This window comes from Aeromicrobium panaciterrae, from assembly GCF_039537165.1.
GTDB classification, from domain to species: domain Bacteria; phylum Actinomycetota; class Actinomycetes; order Propionibacteriales; family Nocardioidaceae; genus Aeromicrobium; species Aeromicrobium panaciterrae.
Genome location: NZ_BAAAZZ010000002.1, coordinates 1459241 through 1477338, shown reverse-complemented (window position 1 = coordinate 1477338; position 18098 = coordinate 1459241). Strand labels below are relative to the sequence as shown.

The 18098-nt window shown below is 65.2% G+C and carries 17 protein-coding genes and 3 tRNA genes; 6 read left to right on the top strand and 14 right to left on the bottom strand.

Annotated features, from left to right (window positions below):
* Positions 1–765, bottom strand: coding sequence for a sigma-70 family RNA polymerase sigma factor (locus tag ABD683_RS08100; protein ID WP_344768896.1), 765 nt, complete (start codon positions 763–765; stop codon positions 1–3).
* Positions 766–953: 188 nt separating this feature from the next.
* Between ABD683_RS08100 and ABD683_RS08095 the strand changes: the two genes are divergently transcribed.
* Together ABD683_RS08095 and ABD683_RS08090 are read left to right on the top strand one after the other, a co-directional pair.
* Positions 954–3362 (top strand): ATP-dependent DNA ligase, encoded by a 2409-nt coding sequence (locus tag ABD683_RS08095; RefSeq protein ID WP_344768894.1) that lies wholly within the window; start codon positions 954–956, stop codon positions 3360–3362.
* 59 nt (positions 3363–3421) lie between these two features.
* Entirely contained in the window at positions 3422–3991 is a 570-nt protein-coding gene (locus ABD683_RS08090; RefSeq protein WP_344768892.1) for a hypothetical protein, read from the top strand.
* Positions 3992–4037: 46 nt separating this feature from the next.
* Here ABD683_RS08090 and ABD683_RS08085 read toward each other — a convergent pair.
* A tRNA-Arg gene (locus ABD683_RS08085) sits at positions 4038–4110 on the bottom strand.
* A 270-nt stretch (positions 4111–4380) separates the two neighbouring features.
* Here ABD683_RS08085 and ABD683_RS08080 point away from each other — a divergent pair.
* Positions 4381–6198, top strand: coding sequence for a phosphoenolpyruvate carboxykinase (GTP) (locus ABD683_RS08080; protein ID WP_344768890.1), 1818 nt, complete (start codon positions 4381–4383; stop codon positions 6196–6198).
* A gap of 51 nt (positions 6199–6249) precedes the next feature.
* Here ABD683_RS08080 and ABD683_RS08075 read toward each other — a convergent pair whose 3' ends face one another.
* The 3 genes from ABD683_RS08075 to ABD683_RS08065 form a co-directional block, all read right to left on the bottom strand.
* A complete protein-coding gene (locus tag ABD683_RS08075) occupies positions 6250–7269 on the bottom strand; it encodes an LLM class flavin-dependent oxidoreductase (protein ID WP_344768888.1) in 1020 nt (339 codons plus the stop codon).
* 54 nt (positions 7270–7323) lie between these two features.
* Positions 7324–8769: an MFS transporter gene (locus tag ABD683_RS08070; RefSeq protein WP_344768886.1), complete on the bottom strand. Its 1446-nt coding sequence runs from the start codon at positions 8767–8769 to the stop codon at positions 7324–7326.
* A 134-nt stretch (positions 8770–8903) separates the two neighbouring features.
* Positions 8904–9689 (bottom strand): MBL fold metallo-hydrolase, encoded by a 786-nt coding sequence (locus ABD683_RS08065; protein ID WP_344768884.1) that lies wholly within the window; start codon positions 9687–9689, stop codon positions 8904–8906.
* A gap of 52 nt (positions 9690–9741) precedes the next feature.
* Here ABD683_RS08065 and ABD683_RS08060 point away from each other — a divergent pair, with 52 nt between their 5' ends.
* A complete protein-coding gene (locus ABD683_RS08060; protein ID WP_344768882.1) occupies positions 9742–10179 on the top strand; it encodes an EamA family transporter in 438 nt (145 codons plus the stop codon).
* Positions 10180–10183: 4 nt separating this feature from the next.
* Here the strand turns inward: ABD683_RS08060 and ABD683_RS08055 are convergent, their stop codons facing one another.
* Both ABD683_RS08055 and ABD683_RS08050 read right to left on the bottom strand, forming a co-directional pair.
* Positions 10184–10768 carry a DUF416 family protein gene (locus ABD683_RS08055; RefSeq protein ID WP_344771582.1) on the bottom strand — a complete coding sequence of 195 codons (585 nt, stop codon included), beginning with the start codon at positions 10766–10768 and terminating at the stop codon, positions 10184–10186.
* A gap of 13 nt (positions 10769–10781) precedes the next feature.
* On the bottom strand, positions 10782–11954 hold the full coding sequence (locus ABD683_RS08050) for a nucleotide sugar dehydrogenase (RefSeq protein WP_344768880.1): 1173 nt from the start codon (positions 11952–11954) through the stop codon (positions 10782–10784).
* A 100-nt stretch (positions 11955–12054) separates the two neighbouring features.
* Here ABD683_RS08050 and ABD683_RS08045 point away from each other — a divergent pair.
* Positions 12055–12141 (top strand) — tRNA-Ser (locus ABD683_RS08045).
* Between the two features lie 532 nt (positions 12142–12673).
* Here the strand turns inward: ABD683_RS08045 and ABD683_RS08040 are convergent.
* From ABD683_RS08040 to ABD683_RS08010, 7 genes are all read right to left on the bottom strand, one after another.
* Positions 12674–13174, bottom strand: coding sequence for a hypothetical protein (locus ABD683_RS08040; RefSeq protein WP_344768879.1), 501 nt, complete (start codon positions 13172–13174; stop codon positions 12674–12676).
* 94 nt (positions 13175–13268) lie between these two features.
* Positions 13269–13607: a hypothetical protein gene (locus ABD683_RS08035; protein ID WP_344768878.1), complete on the bottom strand. Its 339-nt coding sequence runs from the start codon at positions 13605–13607 to the stop codon at positions 13269–13271.
* Positions 13608–13857: 250 nt separating this feature from the next.
* A complete protein-coding gene (locus ABD683_RS08030; protein ID WP_344768876.1) occupies positions 13858–14436 on the bottom strand; it encodes an SMI1/KNR4 family protein in 579 nt (192 codons plus the stop codon).
* Positions 14437–14565: 129 nt separating this feature from the next.
* Positions 14566–14988 (bottom strand): hypothetical protein, encoded by a 423-nt coding sequence (locus ABD683_RS08025; RefSeq protein ID WP_344768875.1) that lies wholly within the window; start codon positions 14986–14988, stop codon positions 14566–14568.
* Between the two features lie 5 nt (positions 14989–14993).
* Positions 14994–15082, bottom strand: a tRNA-Ser gene (locus ABD683_RS08020).
* 43 nt (positions 15083–15125) lie between these two features.
* Complete coding sequence (locus ABD683_RS08015; RefSeq protein ID WP_344768873.1) at positions 15126–16199, bottom strand: hypothetical protein; 1074 nt, start codon at positions 16197–16199, stop codon at positions 15126–15128.
* Between the two features lie 79 nt (positions 16200–16278).
* Positions 16279–17055 carry a carbon-nitrogen hydrolase family protein gene (locus ABD683_RS08010; protein WP_344768872.1) on the bottom strand — a complete coding sequence of 259 codons (777 nt, stop codon included), beginning with the start codon at positions 17053–17055 and terminating at the stop codon, positions 16279–16281.
* Between the two features lie 61 nt (positions 17056–17116).
* Here ABD683_RS08010 and ABD683_RS08005 point away from each other — a divergent pair, with 61 nt between their 5' ends.
* Positions 17117–18088 carry an NAD(P)H-quinone oxidoreductase gene (locus ABD683_RS08005; RefSeq protein ID WP_344768870.1) on the top strand — a complete coding sequence of 324 codons (972 nt, stop codon included), beginning with the start codon at positions 17117–17119 and terminating at the stop codon, positions 18086–18088.
* The last annotated feature ends 10 nt before the right edge of the window (positions 18089–18098 follow it).

The following is an 18098-nucleotide window of genomic DNA, read 5'->3' as shown; positions in this document are numbered from 1 at the left end:
TCAGGCGGCACTCGGCTGGAGCACTTCGGACCGCAGCGAGTCGAGCAGCTTGGAGAGCCGGCGAGACACCTGCATCTGGCTGACGCCGATGATCGCGGCGATCTCCTGCTGGGTCTTGTCCTCGACGAACCGCAGCCGGAGCAGCTCACGCTCGTCATCGCTGAGCTGCTGACACAGCGGAGCGACACTCACCCACTCCTCGATGAAGTCGTAGTCGGACTCGTCCGACATCAACGTCTCACCCAGTGGCCGTCCGCCGATGCGGGTCGGCTGGTCGAGCGACGACGGCGAGAAGCAGCTGCGCGCAGCCTGCGCCTCACGGATGTCGGACACCTCGGCGTCGAGCTCGACCGCGAGGTCGGAGTCGTCCGGCGTACGCGCGTCAGCCTGCATGCGTCTCTCGGTTGCGGCGGCGATGTCGGCCTGGAGCTGCTGGATGCGCCGCGGCGGACGTACGCCCCAGCACTGGTCGCGGAAGAACTTCTTGATCTCGCCGAGGATCGTCACCGTGGCGAACGGGACGAACTCGCCCCGGTCGTGGTTGAAACCACGGATCGCCTTGACCAGTGCGAAGCTGGCCACCTGGATCAGATCTTCACGGTCTGCGCCACGGCCGGCATATCGCCCGGCGAGGTGTGTGGCAAGACCGAGATAGCGGTGCACGAGCTCGTCCTCCAGGACGATTCGTTCATGTGCGTCAGCGCCAGCGGCCTTCTCAAGAAGGTCAGTGGTGTCATCGTGGGTACGTACGGGAGCTGCATTCACGGGATACTCCTACGGAGTCGTGACCGTGCGCGGCTTTTGCTCAACCGGCTCTTTCACCATGGCACGGGTCGCGCTCAAGCACAAGATCTTCGTGAGTATTCATGACTAGTCCGGGTAGTCATTTGTGACTAGATGACGAGGGAATCGCCCCTCGGCACAGCAGGAACTCCTCATGGAGGTCCACTACCGTGGGCACGGACGGAGAGGACCCACCGATGGCCGAGGCGCCGCAGACCGTGTCGATCGCGGGCCATCGGCTGCGCCTGACCAACCCCGACAAGGTCATCTATCCGCTGACAGGCACGACCAAGGCCGAGGTCATCAACTACTACGTCGAGATCGCACCGATCATCCTCCCGCACCTTGCGGACCGTACGACTACTCGCAAGCGCTGGGTCAACGGCGTCGGCACAGCCGACAAGCCCGGCGAGATCTTCTTTGAGAAGAACCTGCCCAGCTCGGCGCCGAGCTGGATCCGTCGTGTCACGATCCAGCACAGCAAGGACACCAAGGACTATCCCGTGTTCACCAGTGCCGCCGCTCTCGCGTGGGCGGGCCAGGTCGCGGCGCTCGAGCTCCACATCCCGCAGTGGAAGGCCAATCGGCGCGGCACACCACAGAACCCCGACCGGCTGGTGCTCGACCTCGATCCGGGTCCCGGTGCCGGGTTGCAGGAGTGCGTCGAAGTGGCCCGGGTCGCTCGCCAGATGTTGCAGGACATCGGCCTCGAGGCCGTGCCCGTCACCAGCGGCAGCAAGGGCATCCACCTGTACGCCGGTCTCGACGGCTCGCAGGACGCCGGCTACGTCAACGCATTCGCGCACCAGCTCGCCCGCGAGCTCGAGTCGGAGCTGCCCAAGCTCGTCGTCAGCGACATGAAGCGGAGCCTGCGCAAGGACAAGGTGCTGGTCGACTGGAGCCAGAACAACGCGTCCAAGACGACCATCGCGCCCTACTCGCTGCGCGGCACCCCGGAGCCCCACGTCGCGACACCGCGTACGTGGAAAGAGCTCGACGACCCCGATCTCCGCCAGCTCTCCATGGATGACGTGCTGGCGCGGATGAAGAAGCGCAAGGATCCGATGGCTCATCTCGTCGGTACGACGCCGGTCACGGATCGGCTCGTCGACTACCGGGCGAAGCGCGACGGCTCCAAGACGCCGGAGCCCGTGCCGATCGGCAGTCCCGTCCCGGGCGAAGGCAACACCTTCGTGATCCAGGAGCACCACGCCAGTGCCCTGCACTGGGACTTCCGGCTCGAGCACGAGGGCGTGCTGGTGTCGTGGGCGCTGCCCAAGGGGGTGCCGACCGACCCGTCCAAGAACCACCTCGCCGTGCAGACCGAGGACCATCCACTCGAGTACGCCACGTTCGAGGGGACGATCCCCAAGGGCGAGTACGGCGCCGGCAAGTCGTGGATCTGGGACACGGGCACGTACGAGCTGGAGAAGTGGCGCGACGACGAGGTCATCGTGACGCTGACCGGCACCAAGGGCGAGCTCGAGGGCACGCCGAAGTACGCGCTGATCAAGACCGGCAAGAACTGGCTGATCCACCTGATGCAGGACAAGCCGTCGCGGAGGACCGCCCCGGCGCGAAAGGCGGCGCCGGCCAAGAAGGCAACCGGTGGGCTCGCCGCGAAGTTCGTGCCGCCGATGCTGGCGACGCTCGGCGCGCCGGGCGATCTCGAGGATGAGTCCGACTGGGCGTTCGAGATGAAGTGGGACGGCATCCGGGCCATCGCAGTCGTCGACGGCGAGGAGATCGGGCTGTTCACCCGCAATCGCAACGACGTCACGGTCGCCTACCCCGAGGTCGTGGACGCGCTCGCCGAGCTGGGACTCGACGACGCGATCCTCGACGGTGAGATCGTTGCGCTCAACGACGACGGCGCTCCCGACTTCGGGCTGCTGCAGCAGCGGATGGGTCTCACGCGGCCGGCTGACGTCGCGGCGGCGGCCGAGCGCGTCGAGGCGACGTACATGGTCTTCGACCTGCTCTCGCACAAGGGAGAGGGTCTGCGCAACGACCACTACGTCGACCGGCGCAGGGCACTCAGCAAGCTCGACGTCGACGACGGCCACACGATCCTGGTGCCGCCCGCCTACGACGGCACGCTCGCCAAGGCCATCGCGTCGAGCAAGAAGCTCGGCCTCGAGGGCGTCATCGCCAAGCGCCGCGAGAGCCGTTACGTCGGCGAGAAGCGGTCGTCGTCATGGATCAAGATCAAGCACCAGCGCATGCAGGAGGTCGTGATCGGCGGATGGAAGCCGGGCGGCGGAGCACGGTCCGGTCAGATCGGCTCGCTGCTGCTGGGCATCCCGGGCGACGACGGCTTGACGTATGTCGGCAAGGTCGGCACCGGGTTCACGCAGCGCGTGCTCGCCGACCTGCTCAAGACCCTGACGCCGCTCGAACGCAAGACCAGCCCATTCGTCGATGCGCCCCGCGACGTCAGCCGTGACGCCCGGTGGGTCACGCCCAAGATCGTGGGCGAAGTGGCCTTCGGTGAGTGGACGCACAGCGGAAACCTGCGTCATCCGAGCTGGCGCGGGGTACGTACCGACAAGGACCCGGCGGACGTACGGCTGGAATGACGGTCGCGGGACTGACACGATGACTCACACGGGCGCGCCTACGAGCAAGAGGAGAGCACATGAAGTTCAAGAAGAGCATCCGCGACAAGATCGAGGCCCAGATCGACGATCTCGCCGATCAGGCCAAGGATCTCGTCGACCGCGCGCCCGGCCTCCGCGACCAGGTCAAGGACAAGCTGCCCGACCGCGACGAGCTCAAGGACCGGCTCCCCAGCAAGGAGGAGCTCTGGGACCTGCTCCCCGACCGCAAGCAGCTGCTCGAGATGCGCGGTGAGCTGATCGACAAGCTCCCCGACGGCGTCACCGAGCGGTTGCCCGAGGGCGTGAAGCCCAAGAAGAAGCGCGGCAAGGTCAAGAAGGTCGCGCTCCTCGGCCTCGTGACGGGTGCGGGTGCTGCCGCGTTCGCCGCCGTACGCAAGCTCGCCACCAGCACGCCCACGCCGTCCTACACGCAGCCCCGCCCCACGCCGACACCTCCCGCCAAGCCCGCGACACCGGCTGCGAAGTCCGCTCCGGCCGCCACGAAGGCAGCACCGGCGAAGAAGGCTGCGGCCAAGAAGACACCCGCGAAAAAGGCCCCCGCCAAGAAGGCTCCCGCGAAGAAGGCGCCGGCCAAGAAGACCCCATAGGAACGACGAAGCCCCCGCCGCGTCATGCGTCGGGGGCTTTGCTCTGCGCGCCCGAAGGGATTCGAACCCCTAACCTTCTGATCCGTAGTCAGATGCTCTATCCGTTGAGCTACGGGCGCCCGGCCCCGAAGGGCCTCGCTGATTCTAGCGTGGCCCCGAGCCCAGCGAAAATCCGGTCTGACGAGGGTCCGGAATCACGGCCAGATGTGACCATGTTCACCCATTCTCGCCGTCGCGATGCCCACCGGACCGGCGTACAGTCATTTGATCGTCATCGCCGGTCGGTGACGGGACAATCACACATCAGCTATCCCGGGCGACACGTCGATTCCCGGGAAGTGCGAATCAATGCGCTTGGTTCGCGATGCGCGAGAAGGAAAAGTTCACACATGCCTGTAGAGACCAGCACGACCTACCGTTCGACCTACGCGAAGCTCCAAAACTGGGTCGACGAAGTAGCCGCCCTGACAAAACCCGCCGAGATCTACTGGTGTGAAGGATCGCCCGAAGAGTGGGTGACCATCACCGACAAGCTCGTCGAAGCAGGAACCTTCAAGCGCCTCAACGCTGAAAAGAAGCCCAACTCGTTCTACTGCGCCTCCGACCCCAACGACGTGGCCCGCGTCGAGGACCGTACGTTCATCTGCTCGGTCGATGAGAAGGACGCCGGCCCCACCAACAACTGGATGGCGCCCGCCGAGATGAAGCAGATCATGACTGATCTGTATGACGGCTGCATGCAGGGCCGCACGATGTACGTCATCCCGTTCGTCATGGGCCACCTCGAGTCCGAGCACCCGATGTTCGGCGTCGAGATCACCGACTCCGCCTACGTCGTCGCCTCGATGACCGTCATGGCCCGCATCGGCAAGGACGTCCTCAGCAAGATCGAGGAGACCGAGGCCGACTACGTCCCCGCGCTGCACTCGTTCGGCTCACCGCTGGTCGACGGCGCCACCGACGTGCCGTGGCCGTGCAACGACACCAAGTACATCGTGCAGTTCCCCGAAGAGCGCATGATCTGGTCCTACGGATCCTCGTACGGTGGAAACGCCCTCCTCGGCAAGAAGTGCTACGCGCTCCGCATCGCCTCGGTCATGGGCCGCGACGAGGGCTGGATGGCCGAGCACATGCTGATCCTCAAGCTCACCAACCCCGAGGGCGTCGTCAAGTACATCGCCGCCGGCTTCCCGAGCGCATGTGGCAAGACCAACCTCGCGATGGTCGAGCCCACGATCCCGGGATGGAAGGTCGAGACGATCGGCGACGACATCGCCTGGATCCGGGTCGGTGCCGATGGCCGCCTGTATGCCGTCAACCCCGAGTTCGGCCTGTTCGGTGTGGCACCGGGCACCGGCTGGGACACCAACGCCAACGCGATGCGCACGATCGAGCAGGGCAACTCGGTCTTCACCAACGTCGCCCTGACCGACGACGGCGACATCTGGTGGGAGGGCATGACGGACGAGCCGCCGGCCCACCTCACCGACTGGAAGGGCAACGACTGGACCCCCGAGAGCGACCAGCTGTCGAGCCACGCCAACAGCCGCTTCTGCACCCCGATCAAGCAGTGCCCGATCCTGGCTGACGAGTACGACGACCCCAACGGCGTCCCACTCGATGCGATCCTGTTCGGTGGCCGCCGCAAGACGACGATCCCCCTCGTCACGGAGGCCCGTGACTGGACCCACGGAACGTTCATGGGTGCCACGCTCTCCTCGGAGACCACCGCCGCCGCGACTGGCGCTGTCGGCGTCGTCCGCCGCGACCCGATGGCGATGCTGCCGTTCATCGGCTACGACGCGGGTGACTACTTCGGTCACTGGATCAACATGGCCAAGAACAACGACGAGTCGAAGTTCCCCAAGATCTTCTACGTCAACTGGTTCCGCCGCGACGAGGACGGCGGCTTCCTGTGGCCGGGCTTCGGCGAGAACAGCCGCATCCTCAAGTACGTCATCGATCGCGTCGAAGGCAAGGTCGAGGCGCGCGAGACGCCAATCGGTCTCGTCCCGCCGGCCTCGTCGATCGACACCGACGGACTCGACGTCACGACAGAGCAGCTCGAGAAGGCGCTCAAGGTCGACGTCGACGAGTGGAAGACCGAGATCCCGCAGATCAACGAGTGGTTCGAGCAGTTCGGCGACACCCTGCCTGCCGTCCTCTGGACCGAGCTCGATGGCCTGAAGGCTCGCCTCGAAGGCTGATCAACGACATGGAAGTGCCCCGGACCCGTGGTCCGGGGCACTTCTTTGTGTTCAGAGGCGGGACTTCCAGCCGATCGCCGGCAGCACATGCTCGGCGAGTGCGCCGAGGAGCCGGGCGTTGTAGTCCACGCCGAGCTGGTTGGGGACCGTGAGCAGCACCGAGTCCGCCTCGCGTACGGCCACATCCTTGGACAGCTCTTCGGCCAGCACGTCGGGCTCGCCGACGTACGACTTGCCGAAACGGGCGATGCCGCCGTCGAGGTGTCCTAGCTGGTCCTCGCCGCTGCGCTCGCCGAAGTACTTCCGGTCGGTCGCATCAAGGAGCGGGATGACGCTGCGGCTGACCGACACGCGCGGCTCTCGCTCCCAGCCGGCCTTGGCCCACTCGCTTCGGAAACGCTGGATCTGCTCGCGCTGGAGCTCGTCGAACGGCACCCCGGTGTCCTCGGTCAGCAGAGTCGAGCTCATCAGGTTCATGCCCTGCTGCGCGGTCCACTCGGCCGTCGCACGCGTACCGGAGCCCCACCAGATCCGGTCGGACAGCCCGGGTGACTGCGGCATGACGGGAAGCGGCACGGACTGGCCCGTCATCTTCGGGTCCGACAGCACCACGCCGGCGCCCGCAATGGCCTGACGGAAGATCTCGGTGTGCGCACGCGCCATGTCGGCGTCGCTCTGCTCGTCGCCCGGCACGTGACCGAACGCCTCGTACCCGCGCAGCGCAGTCTCGGGTGACCCGCGACTGATGCCGAGCTGGAGGCGGCCCTCGCTGATGAGATCTGCCGCGGCGGCGTCTTCGGCCATGTAGAGCGGGTTCTCGTACCGCATGTCGATGACGCCGGTGCCGATCTCGATCCGCGACGTACGCGCACCGACCGCAGCCAGCAGCGGGAACGGCGAGGCCAGCTGGCGCGCGAAGTGGTGCACCCGGAAGTAGGCACCGTCGAGGCCCAGCTCCTCGGCCGCGACGGCCAGGTCGATCGACTGCAGCAGCACGTCGCCGGCCGTACGCGTCACTGACCCCGGCACCGACTGGTAGTGGCCGAAGGACAGGAAGCCGACGTTCTTCATACCTTCTTCAACTCCCAGGGAGGACGGGCTGTTCCTCGCCCAGTATGTAGGGGGTCAGGCGCTCATGATGGCGAGCTCGCGGTCGACGGGCTCCTTGAGCAGCCGCTCCTCGTTGCGGCGACCCGACACCGTGGGGATCGTCAGTCCGGCGACAGCCGCGAGCAGCATGGTCCCGGCGAGCACCAGGAAGCCGATCGTGTAGCCCTTCTCGTGCGGCAACCCGTTGGTGAAGACGTGCGCCGTGACGATGCTCGCCATCACGGCCGAGCCGATCGATCCGCCGATGGTCCGGATGTTGGTGTTCATGCCGCTGGCGACACCGGTCTGCTCGGGAGGGACGGCCGCGACGATGAGGGTTGCGAGGCAGGCGAACGCCAGGCCGACGCCCAGCCCGGTCAGCCCGGCCGACGTCATGAGCTGGACCTTGGTGTCGTGCACCAGCGCCGTGAGCGTCATGCCCGCGGCACCGATCAGGCACCCGATCACGACGACGAGCTTCGGGCCGACGCGACGGGCGATCGGGGCAGAGACGATGCCGGTGAGGAACGACGCGACCGCCATCGGCAGCAGCACCAGCCCTGACTCGGTCACGGATGCGCCGAGACCGTATCCGGCCGAGGACGGCGTCTGGATGAACTGCGGCAGGAATCCGAACGAGGCGTACATGCCGACGCCGACCAGCAGCGCGACCAGGTTGGTCGTCCACACACCCTTGAGCTTCATCATGTGCATGTCGATCAGCGGCACGGGTACGTGGTGCTCGAGCGCGACCCAGCCTGCCGCGAGAAGCGCCGCTGCAGCCGTGAGACCGATGAACCTCGGCGAACCCCAGCCCCACTCGTGGGCCTGGCTCAGTGCGAGGAGCAGGCAGACCAGCCATGCCGACAGCAGCACGGCAGGCAGCAGCGGGATGCGACCGGGCGTACGCACGGGCGACTCCGGGATGAACACCGCAGCGCCGACGGCAGCCACGGCCGTGACGATCATCGGCAACCAGAACAGCCACGCGTAGCCGAGGCCGTTGACGATCGGGCCGGCGATCACGATGCCGACGCCGAAGCCGACGGCTCCGAGGGACGCGATGAAGCTCACCGCGCTCGCCACCTTGCTCTCCGGGAACTCGTCACGGATGATGCCGAACGACAGCGGGAAGACGCCGCCTCCGACGCCCTGGACGACGCGCGCCACGATCATGACGCCGATGCTCGGCGCGAGGGCCGCGACCAGCGAGCCGATCGAGAGCGCCGCCAGCGAGACCACGATCATCCGCTTCTTGCCGACCGCGTCACCGAGCCGGCCGATGATCGGGGTGAAGACCGAGGCTGACAGCAGGTAGGCCGTCAGCACCCAGGTGACGGTGCTCTGGTCGGTGTCGAGCTCGGTCTCGATGCGCGACAGGACGGGGACGGTCATCGACTGCATCAGCGTGAATGACCCGACGGCGACGGCGAGCAGGGAGAAGGACACCCAGTAGTGGGTGCGGCGGGCAGGAGTGGTCACAACAGTTCCTAGCAGAATAGTTGCGCGACGCAATCATTCGCGCTCTCTCATGGTCCACCCGTTTGCGCAGCCAAGTCGAGTGAACGTGGCAGGCCTCACGGTGGACCCCACTTCAGGTCAGCAAGGAGGACACGTCAGCCGGCCAGCTCGTCGAGGATCCGCTTGTCGTGCGCGTTGAAGACCGTGACGCCGTCCTCGCCGTTGAGGCGCGAGAGGGTCTCGTGGTTGCCGGCGAGCTTCTTGCGGTCCTGCGCCATGACCTTCTCGAACGCGCGGAGCTTGCCGATCTTGTCCAGAGACTTCCCGGACGGAGTTGTCGGCGTGTAGGTGCTGGCATCGAAGACCGCGTCGCCGGCGTGGAACAAGATGCCGCCTCCATCGGGCTCGACCGCCACGGCCGCATGACCCTTGGTGTGACCCGGCATCGGTACGTACGTGATGCCGGGCAGGACCTCGATGCCGGTGAGGCCGAGCTTCCAGCTGTCGCCGGGTCCCGCGTGCTGCTCGAAGCGCGGGCCGTACGCCCACTGCTTCTGCGAGTAGCGCTGCTTGGAGGTGAAGTCGGGGTTGGCCACGGCCCAGTCGTACTCGTCGGCCGTCGTGTGGATCACGGCGTCGGGGAAGTCGGCGGCACCGCCGATGTGGTCGAAGTCCATGTGGGTGAGCACGATGTGCTTCACGTCCGACAGCTGGTGCCCGCGTGCCTCGACCTGGGCGGCGGCGGTCTCGGAGTCCTTGCGAGCGGGGCGGGTGAGGAACCGCGCTGGTCCCATCCGCTGGGGATCGGCGAAGTCGGCGCGGCCCAGGCCGCTGTCGACCAGCACCAGTCCGTCGTCGGTCTCGCACAGCAACACGTGACAGACGATGGGCGACATCGTCGGTGGGTTCATGGTTCCGCAGTTCAGGTGGCTGACGCGCATAGGCTGATCCTGACGGATCGAGCCGCGCGCCGTCGAGAAACGAAGGGATCCCATGGATTCGTCATTGATCGACTCGTGGCCGTTCTGGGCTCTGCTCTCGGCGTTCTTCGCCGCGCTCACCGCGATCTTCGCGAAGGTCGGCGTCGAGAAGGTCGACTCCGACGTCGCGACGTTCATCCGTACGATCGTCATCCTGATCACGCTCGGCCTGATCCTGCTCGCACTGGGCAAGCTGCACTCGCCGGGGCCGCTGACGACCAAGACCTGGGTGTTCCTGATCCTGTCGGGGCTCGCCACGGGTGCCTCGTGGATCTGCTACTTCCGGGCCCTCAAGCTCGGGCCGGCCGCGGCGGTCGCACCGGTCGACAAGCTCAGCGTGGTGCTGGTCGCGATATTCGGCGTCACCCTGCTGGGCGAGCACCTGCAGCCCAAGCAGTGGATCGGCGTCGTGCTGGTCGGTGCCGGGGCCGTGCTGCTCGCCTGGACCTAATCGTCTACGGAAACGACAACGACCATTCAAGGCCTTCACGCATGGCGATATCTCGGAGAGCAAGTATGTCTAGGTCGGACTCGGCACGCCCCAAATCATCATCGATGCCCCTGAGCGCCGATTGGACAATAGCTGTCGCAAGAAGACGAGATTCCACGGCAAGATCGTTCAAGTCGATGGAAGCGTCGGCGTTCTGCGCTGCGTAGTCGGCGACCTCATAGATCTGACGTGCAGCCCAGACAGCCTCCTGCGGATCGTCCGTCAGCCACGTTCGGACCGCGTACGCAGTGCATGCCGCGGCGTTCTGGCCGTAGCCCGACTCAATGATCCAAGAGTCGTCTTCGATGGGCACCTGATCCTCCGCCCGGCGTTGATCCTCATGAAGATCCAACGGATCGCCGGCTGCAACTGTCCAGACGTTCTCCAGAACGGAATGCAGGATGTCCACATCACCCAAGCCTGAAGTCTCGACAAATCGTCTGAAGAGTGGCTCGGCTCGTTGTGCACAGGCCGCTGCGAAGACCGTCTTCTGGGTCCGGTCCAGTTGTCCAAGACGCGCATGAAGCACGCCTTCGTCGTATCCATACATCACGGTCACGGTCTCAGTCAGAGCCGAAGAGGTCGCGGGTGTAGACGCGGTCGCGTACGTCGTGGAGCTCGTCGACGAGTCGGTTGGCGACGATGACGTCGGCTTGCTGCTTGAACGCGGCGAGATCACGTACGACGGGTGAGCCGAAGAACTCGTCGACGTCGAGCTCGGGCTCGTACAGCACGATCTCGGTGCCCTTGGCCTTGAGCCGCTTCATGATGCCCTGCACGCTGCTCTCGCGGAAGTTGTCCGAGCCCGACTTCATGATCAGCCGGTGGATGCCGACGACCTTGGGGTTGCGGCGCAGGATGTCGGCGGCGACGAAGTCCTTGCGGGTGCGGTTGGCGTCGACGATCGCACCGATCAGCGTCTGCGGAACGTCCTGGTAGTTGGCGAGGAGCTGCTTGGTGTCCTTGGGCAGGCAGTAGCCGCCATAGCCGAACGACGGGTTGTTGTAGTAGTTGCCGATGCGCGGATCGAGGCCGACGCCTTCGATGATCTGTCGGCTGGAGAGCCCGCGGCCGATCGCGAACGAGTCGAGCTCGTTGAAGTAGGCGACGCGCATCGCGAGGTAGGTGTTGGCGAACAGCTTGATCGCCTCGGCCTCAGTCGGAGCCGTGAGGAGCACGGGGCAGTCCTTGTCGAGTGCGCCCTGCACCAGGAGGTCAGCAAACTGCTGTGCACGGTCGCTCTCCTCGCCGACGACGATGCGCGACGGGTGGAGGTTGTCGTGCAGCGCCTTGCCCTCGCGGAGGAACTCCGGCGAGAAGATCACGTTGTCGGTTCCGAGCCGTTCACGGGCGTCGAGGACGAAGCCGACCGGGATCGTCGACTTGATGACCATCGTCGCCTCGGGGCGGATCTTGGTGACCTCGGCGATGACGCCGTCGACGCTCTCGGTGTTGAACGAGTTGGTCACGGGGTCGTAGTCGGTCGGTGTCGCAATGACCACGAACTCGGCGTCGGCGTACGCGCTCGCGGCGTCCTGCGTGAACGTCAGCCGCAAGTCACCCGTGGCGAGGTACGCCTCGATCTCGGGATCGTGGATCGGGCTGCGGCCTGCTTCGAGGTCGCGCACCTTGTCGGCGTCGATCTCGACCCCAACGACGTCGTTGTGCTGGGCGAGCAGCACGGCGATGGAGAGTCCTACGTACCCGAGCCCCACCACGGCGATCTTTGTCGTCACACGGCGAGACTAGTTGAAGCGCCTGCGTCTCGGTCCCGATTCGTCGGCAGCGCCTCGCGGTCGGTATCCTGTTCCGGTTGTCTGTTTCGGCAGGCAGCGGGGAGGTGTCGCATAGTGGCCTAGTGCGCCCGCCTGCTAAGCGGGTTGAGGTTTAAACCTCTCGCGAGTTCAAATCTCGCCACCTCCGCCGCAAAGGCGACTAGCAAAGCTAGAAGGACCAGCCGCGAAACGTGGCTGGTCCTTCTGCATGGTGACCAAGGGCGGAGCTCGCTCCGCGCTGAGCGCGACAAGCAATGCTCGAAAGACCAGTCACGAAACGTGGCTGGTCTTTCTGCGTGGTGATCATCGCGGAGCTCGCTCCGCCGTAAAGGCGACTAGCAATGCACAAGTGACCAGTCACCCAAGGTGGCTGGTCACTGTGCATCGCAACCAGGGCTTGATCAAGCCATGGCCATTACTGCCCGCGCCCCAGGCTGGCTGCGTGGCTAGCCGCCGTGGCTGGGGCGCGCGAACGTCCGGACTTTGCAGGTCGGACACGAGAGCCAGTACTCGCCCATGCCACCAAACGGACTTGGGATCCCACGCTGCGTTCCTGACAAGTGAGGGCGTACGACACCTCCTGGCCGGGCGTGTAAAGGTCCTCAAAGAGGCAATAGCTGAACGTCTGAGATCCGGACCTTCGCCCAACGCGCTATTTTGGCTGCTACCTCAGTGATTCTCTATTTGAGCACGTCCCAAGGTCCCGCCGAGGGATCCTTGGTCTCAAGCATCAGTTGCTGCCGTTCAGGGGAACAAACAACATCGACAATGTCTGCAGAAAAGTCATCAAGACTTTCGTCCAGAGAGTCATAGGTGGGATCAACGACGCGAAGGACTGCCCGTGCGATCGTGCGCTGACGAATGGTTCGTGTCCGCATGCCAGGCCGTTCAATCGTCAACGTTGCATACGTGCCGACAAGATGCTGAGCCGTCGAAACCCTTGTGAGTCCATCCACTGGATACACGGACGTTCCGATCTGGATGACCAACGAAAGATCGAACGGATGGACATACACGGCGACAAAGGCTGAGCCAAATCGTTCGCCATTGCCTGCTGTCTGATCAATCTCGTTCGTCTTCCGTCTCAAGGTGAACTTCTTCGCGCTCCCCGTTGCCATGTCGAGCAAGTAGACCCGGTTGTAACGGTTGCCGTTCACCCAAACGCGGGGGCCGACGCTCATCGCACCCCAAGAACTGAAGGACTCACATAGGAGCCCGACCAAAGAATCGCGGGATGCCATGAGCGGCTGCCGCCATCGCTCCCACCCGTGCACATCAAGTTGAAATCGTCAGGGTCCCAATCACGACCCGTAGCTCCGAATCCAACCAAATGCTTGACACGTCCTCGGGCGTCTCAATGACGATCATGCCGACCTCTGACTCCTTCACCTTCTCGAGTTCAGACACGAGATTCGATCCTCCAGGAATAGTCGTGAGTTGGCCCATGCGTTCACGTCTTTGATAGATCGTGAGCAAATCGGCTTTTGCCATCATTCGAACGTTGAATTGGGAGGCATCCGAAGCCTCCAACGTGGCAATTGCACGGTCAACCCCAGGCAAGTCGGCCGACCTGTGCAGAATTGCGTGCAACTCTGACCTCACGATTCGGTCCATCACAAAACCCTTGCTCCACGGATTGTTCCCCTAAACAGGACCTCCGACTCTCCGAATTTGTCTGGAGATCGGACGATTCTGTTGCGCACCGAGTTTGTGCTCACCTGTACCGCTCCATCGCCTGCAAATCCCTCCGCCACCTCTCGCCTCGTCGCTGGCCACTGTGCTTCGCAATCAGGAGCATGGGTAGCTCCGCGTTGAGAGGAGGACATGGTCACGCGGGCTACTCAGCGCCAGCGAAGCAACACTCCTAGGTCTGCCACCAGTCCACGTCTGGATTCTCTTCGGCTGCAAGCGCCGCAAACACTAGGTCGTCCATTTCCAAGTAGCCGCTCGAGTCAACGAAGAAAATCCCTCTCTCAAACGCTTCGGCCAGCGATTTAAGAAAAGACGTGACCGAGTGAAACTCGATTGGATGCCGCGTCTCATCAATTCGAAAATGCCGCATGGCCGTTCCGCTCGGCGCGGCAAGGTCCACAAGATAGAAGTCGCCACCACCATTCGCAAAGATCGGCAGCCAATCTGGTTCCCAGCGGGAGTCGTTGACGAAGGCCCGATAGTTGGCGATTGCGTCCTCCAGAGACAGCATATAAAACCCCGGGAACATCTGGATGTCGTCGAGGGCCACATCTGTTGTCGACGTCCCATTGCGCCACCCATAGAGGGTGACCAATTCCGCGGGCGCACGTAGATTGACATCGCCCAGACTTGTACGCACAGCGGTGGCAGCCATCCCGGGCAGTAGGGACTGCTCCAAAGCAATTCTGCCGAGGCCTTCAAGAGCCGTCTCAATGACGAAGAGAGAGGCGGATGATTCGTCGGTCGTCACTCGACAAACCTTACTTTTGAATCCGTCGCCTGACCCCACCCGCTCTTCGGCATCTTGATTCCATCCTGACTCTAAGGACGGAACTAAACCCAGGCCGAGTGTCCAGAGGGACTGACAAGGTTCAACTGCTCAGCTGGGATCGAAGCGGGTGTAGCCGTTGGCTGTGTTGAGGCGGTCGTAGATGTCGCGGACGAGCTCCTCGCACCGCGGGCCGACGTACGCCAGCGGGAAGCTCAGGATGTTCTCGTCGCCGCGGGTGAAGTAGAGCCGGTCGTCGGCGCGGTCGACGCCCTCGACCTGCGACCACGGCATCGTGATGCGGCGCACCGTCAGGCGGCCACCGACGCGTACGTCATCGTCAGACGTCCGTACGACCACTGGGGGCCACACGTACATCGACACCGCGTTGACCAGCAGCAGGATCGCGAGGACGCCGAACACCCACGACCACACGCCGGGGAGCAGGAAGGCGCCCACCGTGAACGTCCCCAGCGTCATCACGTTGATGCCGAGGGGGCGCAGGACGAAGCGTCGATCGAGTCTGTAGTTCATAGGAGCAGAGGGGGCGGGATTCGAACCCGCGGCTGACATTGCTGCCAGCGAGCGCTTTCAAGGCGCTTCCGATCGGCCGCTCCGGCACCCCTCCTGGGTGGCAGCACCGAGGTGCTGCGCCGGGATAAATTGTCGCACTACTTCAGTGGGGCGAAGCGAGGTGGTTCGACTCGTACGACCTCTTCGATGGCCCGGGCGGCTCGAGCCGACGGTTCGCGGACGACGTAGTGACGTACGACGAGGCCGACCACGAGACCCAGGATCGCCGAGTAGAGCGTCGAGAAGCCGATGTAGGTCGGGAACGCTCCGGGGGTGACCAAGGAGGTCGTGAGCACCGCCGTGCCGATCACCGCGAACACCTGGATCCACCAGCCGTCGCGGCGCTTGGCCCGACGGGAGACGCCGACGATCAGCGCCGGGAACCCCACGAACACCTCGACCGGACGAGGAACGCCGTCGATGTGGGTGCGCATCCAGATCACCGAGTCGTCGATCAGACGTACGAGTGCCTGCGAGCCGTTGGACCGGACGTAGCTGCTGTAGACGAGGATCAGGACGATCACGGCCGCGACACCGGCGAGGTACAGGACGTTCTGCCGGCCGAGACCGTGGAGGCCGGCGCCGAGATTCCAGACCAGCGTGATGGCGAGCCCGAGCGACACCGTCAGCACCGCGAGGTTGAACCGCTGGTAGTCGACCGGCGCGTTCCAGGCGGCCACCGCGACGGTGCCGGAGAGCGCGACCACCAAGGTGACGATGTATTCACCCGTCGCGGAGACGATCGTCGGCGCCGGCCGAGTCACGAGCACCGCCCACACGGCAGCAAGGATCGCCGTCACCCCGGCGGAGGCGGCCAGCAGCATGTTGGTCTCGAGGACGACGGACGCGACCGCAAGCACCGTCACCATGGGCAGCCAGATGCGCATGAACCCACCGCCGCGGTGCGTCAGGCCGATCGTGAACACGATCATCAGCAGCGCCGCGGACGGACGCTCGATCCAGCTCGGGGCGCTGACGTTGGACAGTGCGCCGACGGCGATGACCGAGGTCGCGGCGCCGGCCGTGCCGACCAGCCAGGCGACGAACGTCAGTGCCTTGATGTTGCGCGCCGCGCGGGGCGAATCGAACCGGGGCTCGCGGGTCGGGACGTCGTACGTCGGGGGCACCGAGGCATCGAGCTTGCGGCGTCCACCCTTGGGCGTACGACTCATGCCGCAACCTCCAAGGAAAGGCACGGTACGGAGGCCGCGGCATGAATCAGCGTCTTCTGATTCCTTCGCTGGCGCTCAGTCATGCACCGATCCTTCGATTGGCGAGCGACGGATTGACGTCGCGCGCACGAGTGACTTCGTCAGCATCGACGACGGCCTGGACGATGGCAGCATCGTTCTCGGCCTCGACAAGGGTAGAGCCCCACGGGTCGATGACCAGCGAGTGCCCGGTGTAGCGCTCGCCGCCCTGCGCGGAGGCGGCGACGTGCACGGTGTTCTCGATCGCGCGCGCCGCGAGCAGCGTGCGCCAGTGGTGCAGCTTGTGCTCGCCGGCGACCCAGGCGGCCGGTATGACGAGCAGCTCGGCGCCGGCGTCGACCAGCGCGCGGGCGTGCTCGGGGAAGCGCAGGTCGTAGCACGTCATCAGCCCGACGGGCCGTCCGGCGATCTGCACCACGACGGGAGCGACCTCACCCGGAGTGAGCCGGTCGGACTCGCGGTAGCCGAACGAGTCATAGAGGTGGATCTTGCGGTACGTGGCCTGCAGCCCGTCGCCGTCGACCACCGCCAGCGTGTTGTAGGGCAGTGCGTCCGTCTGCTCGAACATGCCCGCCACGATCGTGGTGCCGAGCCGGCTCGCCTCGGCGGTGAGCAGGCGAACGAAGGGTCCGTCGAGCGGCTCCGCGGCCGGCGCCAGGTCGAGGTCGGTGGCGCCGAAGTCATACATCGCCGCCTCGGGCAGGACCACCAGGTCGACCCCGTCGTCCGCTGCCAGATCGGCGAGCTGTGCTGTGATTGCAGCGCGGTTGGTCGCGGAGTCGGTCGCCGAGGCGAGCTGGACCAGTGCGACACGCATAGAGGCAATCTTGGCAGGTGCAGCCTGACGAGCCTGCCGAACCGGTGGGTAGCCTGCGTTCATGCGTGCCGTAGTGGTCTCCCAGCCCGGCGAGGTCGACGCCCTCGAGGTCGTCGACGTCCCCCAACCCCAGCCCGGACCCGGCGAGGTGCTCATCGAGGTGGCCGCGGCCGGCCTCAACCGAGCCGACCTGCTCCAGCGTCGAGGCTTCTACGACCCGCCGCCCGGAGAGTCGACGATCCTCGGGCTCGAGTGCTCCGGCTCCATCGCCGCAGTCGGCGACGGGGTCACCGACCTCCCGCCGGGCACCCAGGTGTGTGCCCTGCTCACGGGTGGAGGCTACGCGGAGTACGTCGTCGTACCCGCCGGACAGGTCGTCGCCGTCCCGCGCGGAGTCTCCCTCATCGAGGCCGCCGGGCTCATGGAGGTCGCGTGCACCGTGTGGTCGAACGTCTTCATGATGGGCAAGCTCGACAACGGGGAGACGCTGCTGGTCCACGGCGGCGGCAGCGGCATCGGCACGATGGCGATCCAGCTGGGCAAGGCGTTCGGCGCCCGCGTCGTGGTGACGGTCGGCTCGGAGGAGAAGGCAGAGTTCTGCCGCGAGCTGGGCGCCGACATCGTCATCAACTACCGCGAGCAGGACTTCGCGGAGGTGCTCAAGGAGCAGGGCGTCACGGCGGACGTGATCCTCGACATCATGGGTGCGAAGTACCTCGCACCCAACATCTCGGTCCTCTCCACGGCCGGTCGGCTCGTCATCATCGGGATGCAGGGCGGGCTCAAGGCCGAGCTCGACATCGCCGCCCTGCTGACCAAGCGGGCCGCCGTGATGGCGACGTCGTTGCGCGCTCGCCCGTCGGCCGAGAAGGCGGCGATCATCTCGGCGATGGTGGCACAGGTGTGGCCGCTGGTCGCCGACGGCACGGTACGTCCGATCATCCACACCACCTTTCCACTCGAGGACGTACGTACCGCCCACCAGGTGCTGGAGGACTCGTCACACACCGGCAAGGTCCTGCTGACCCTCTGATCAGGCGTGG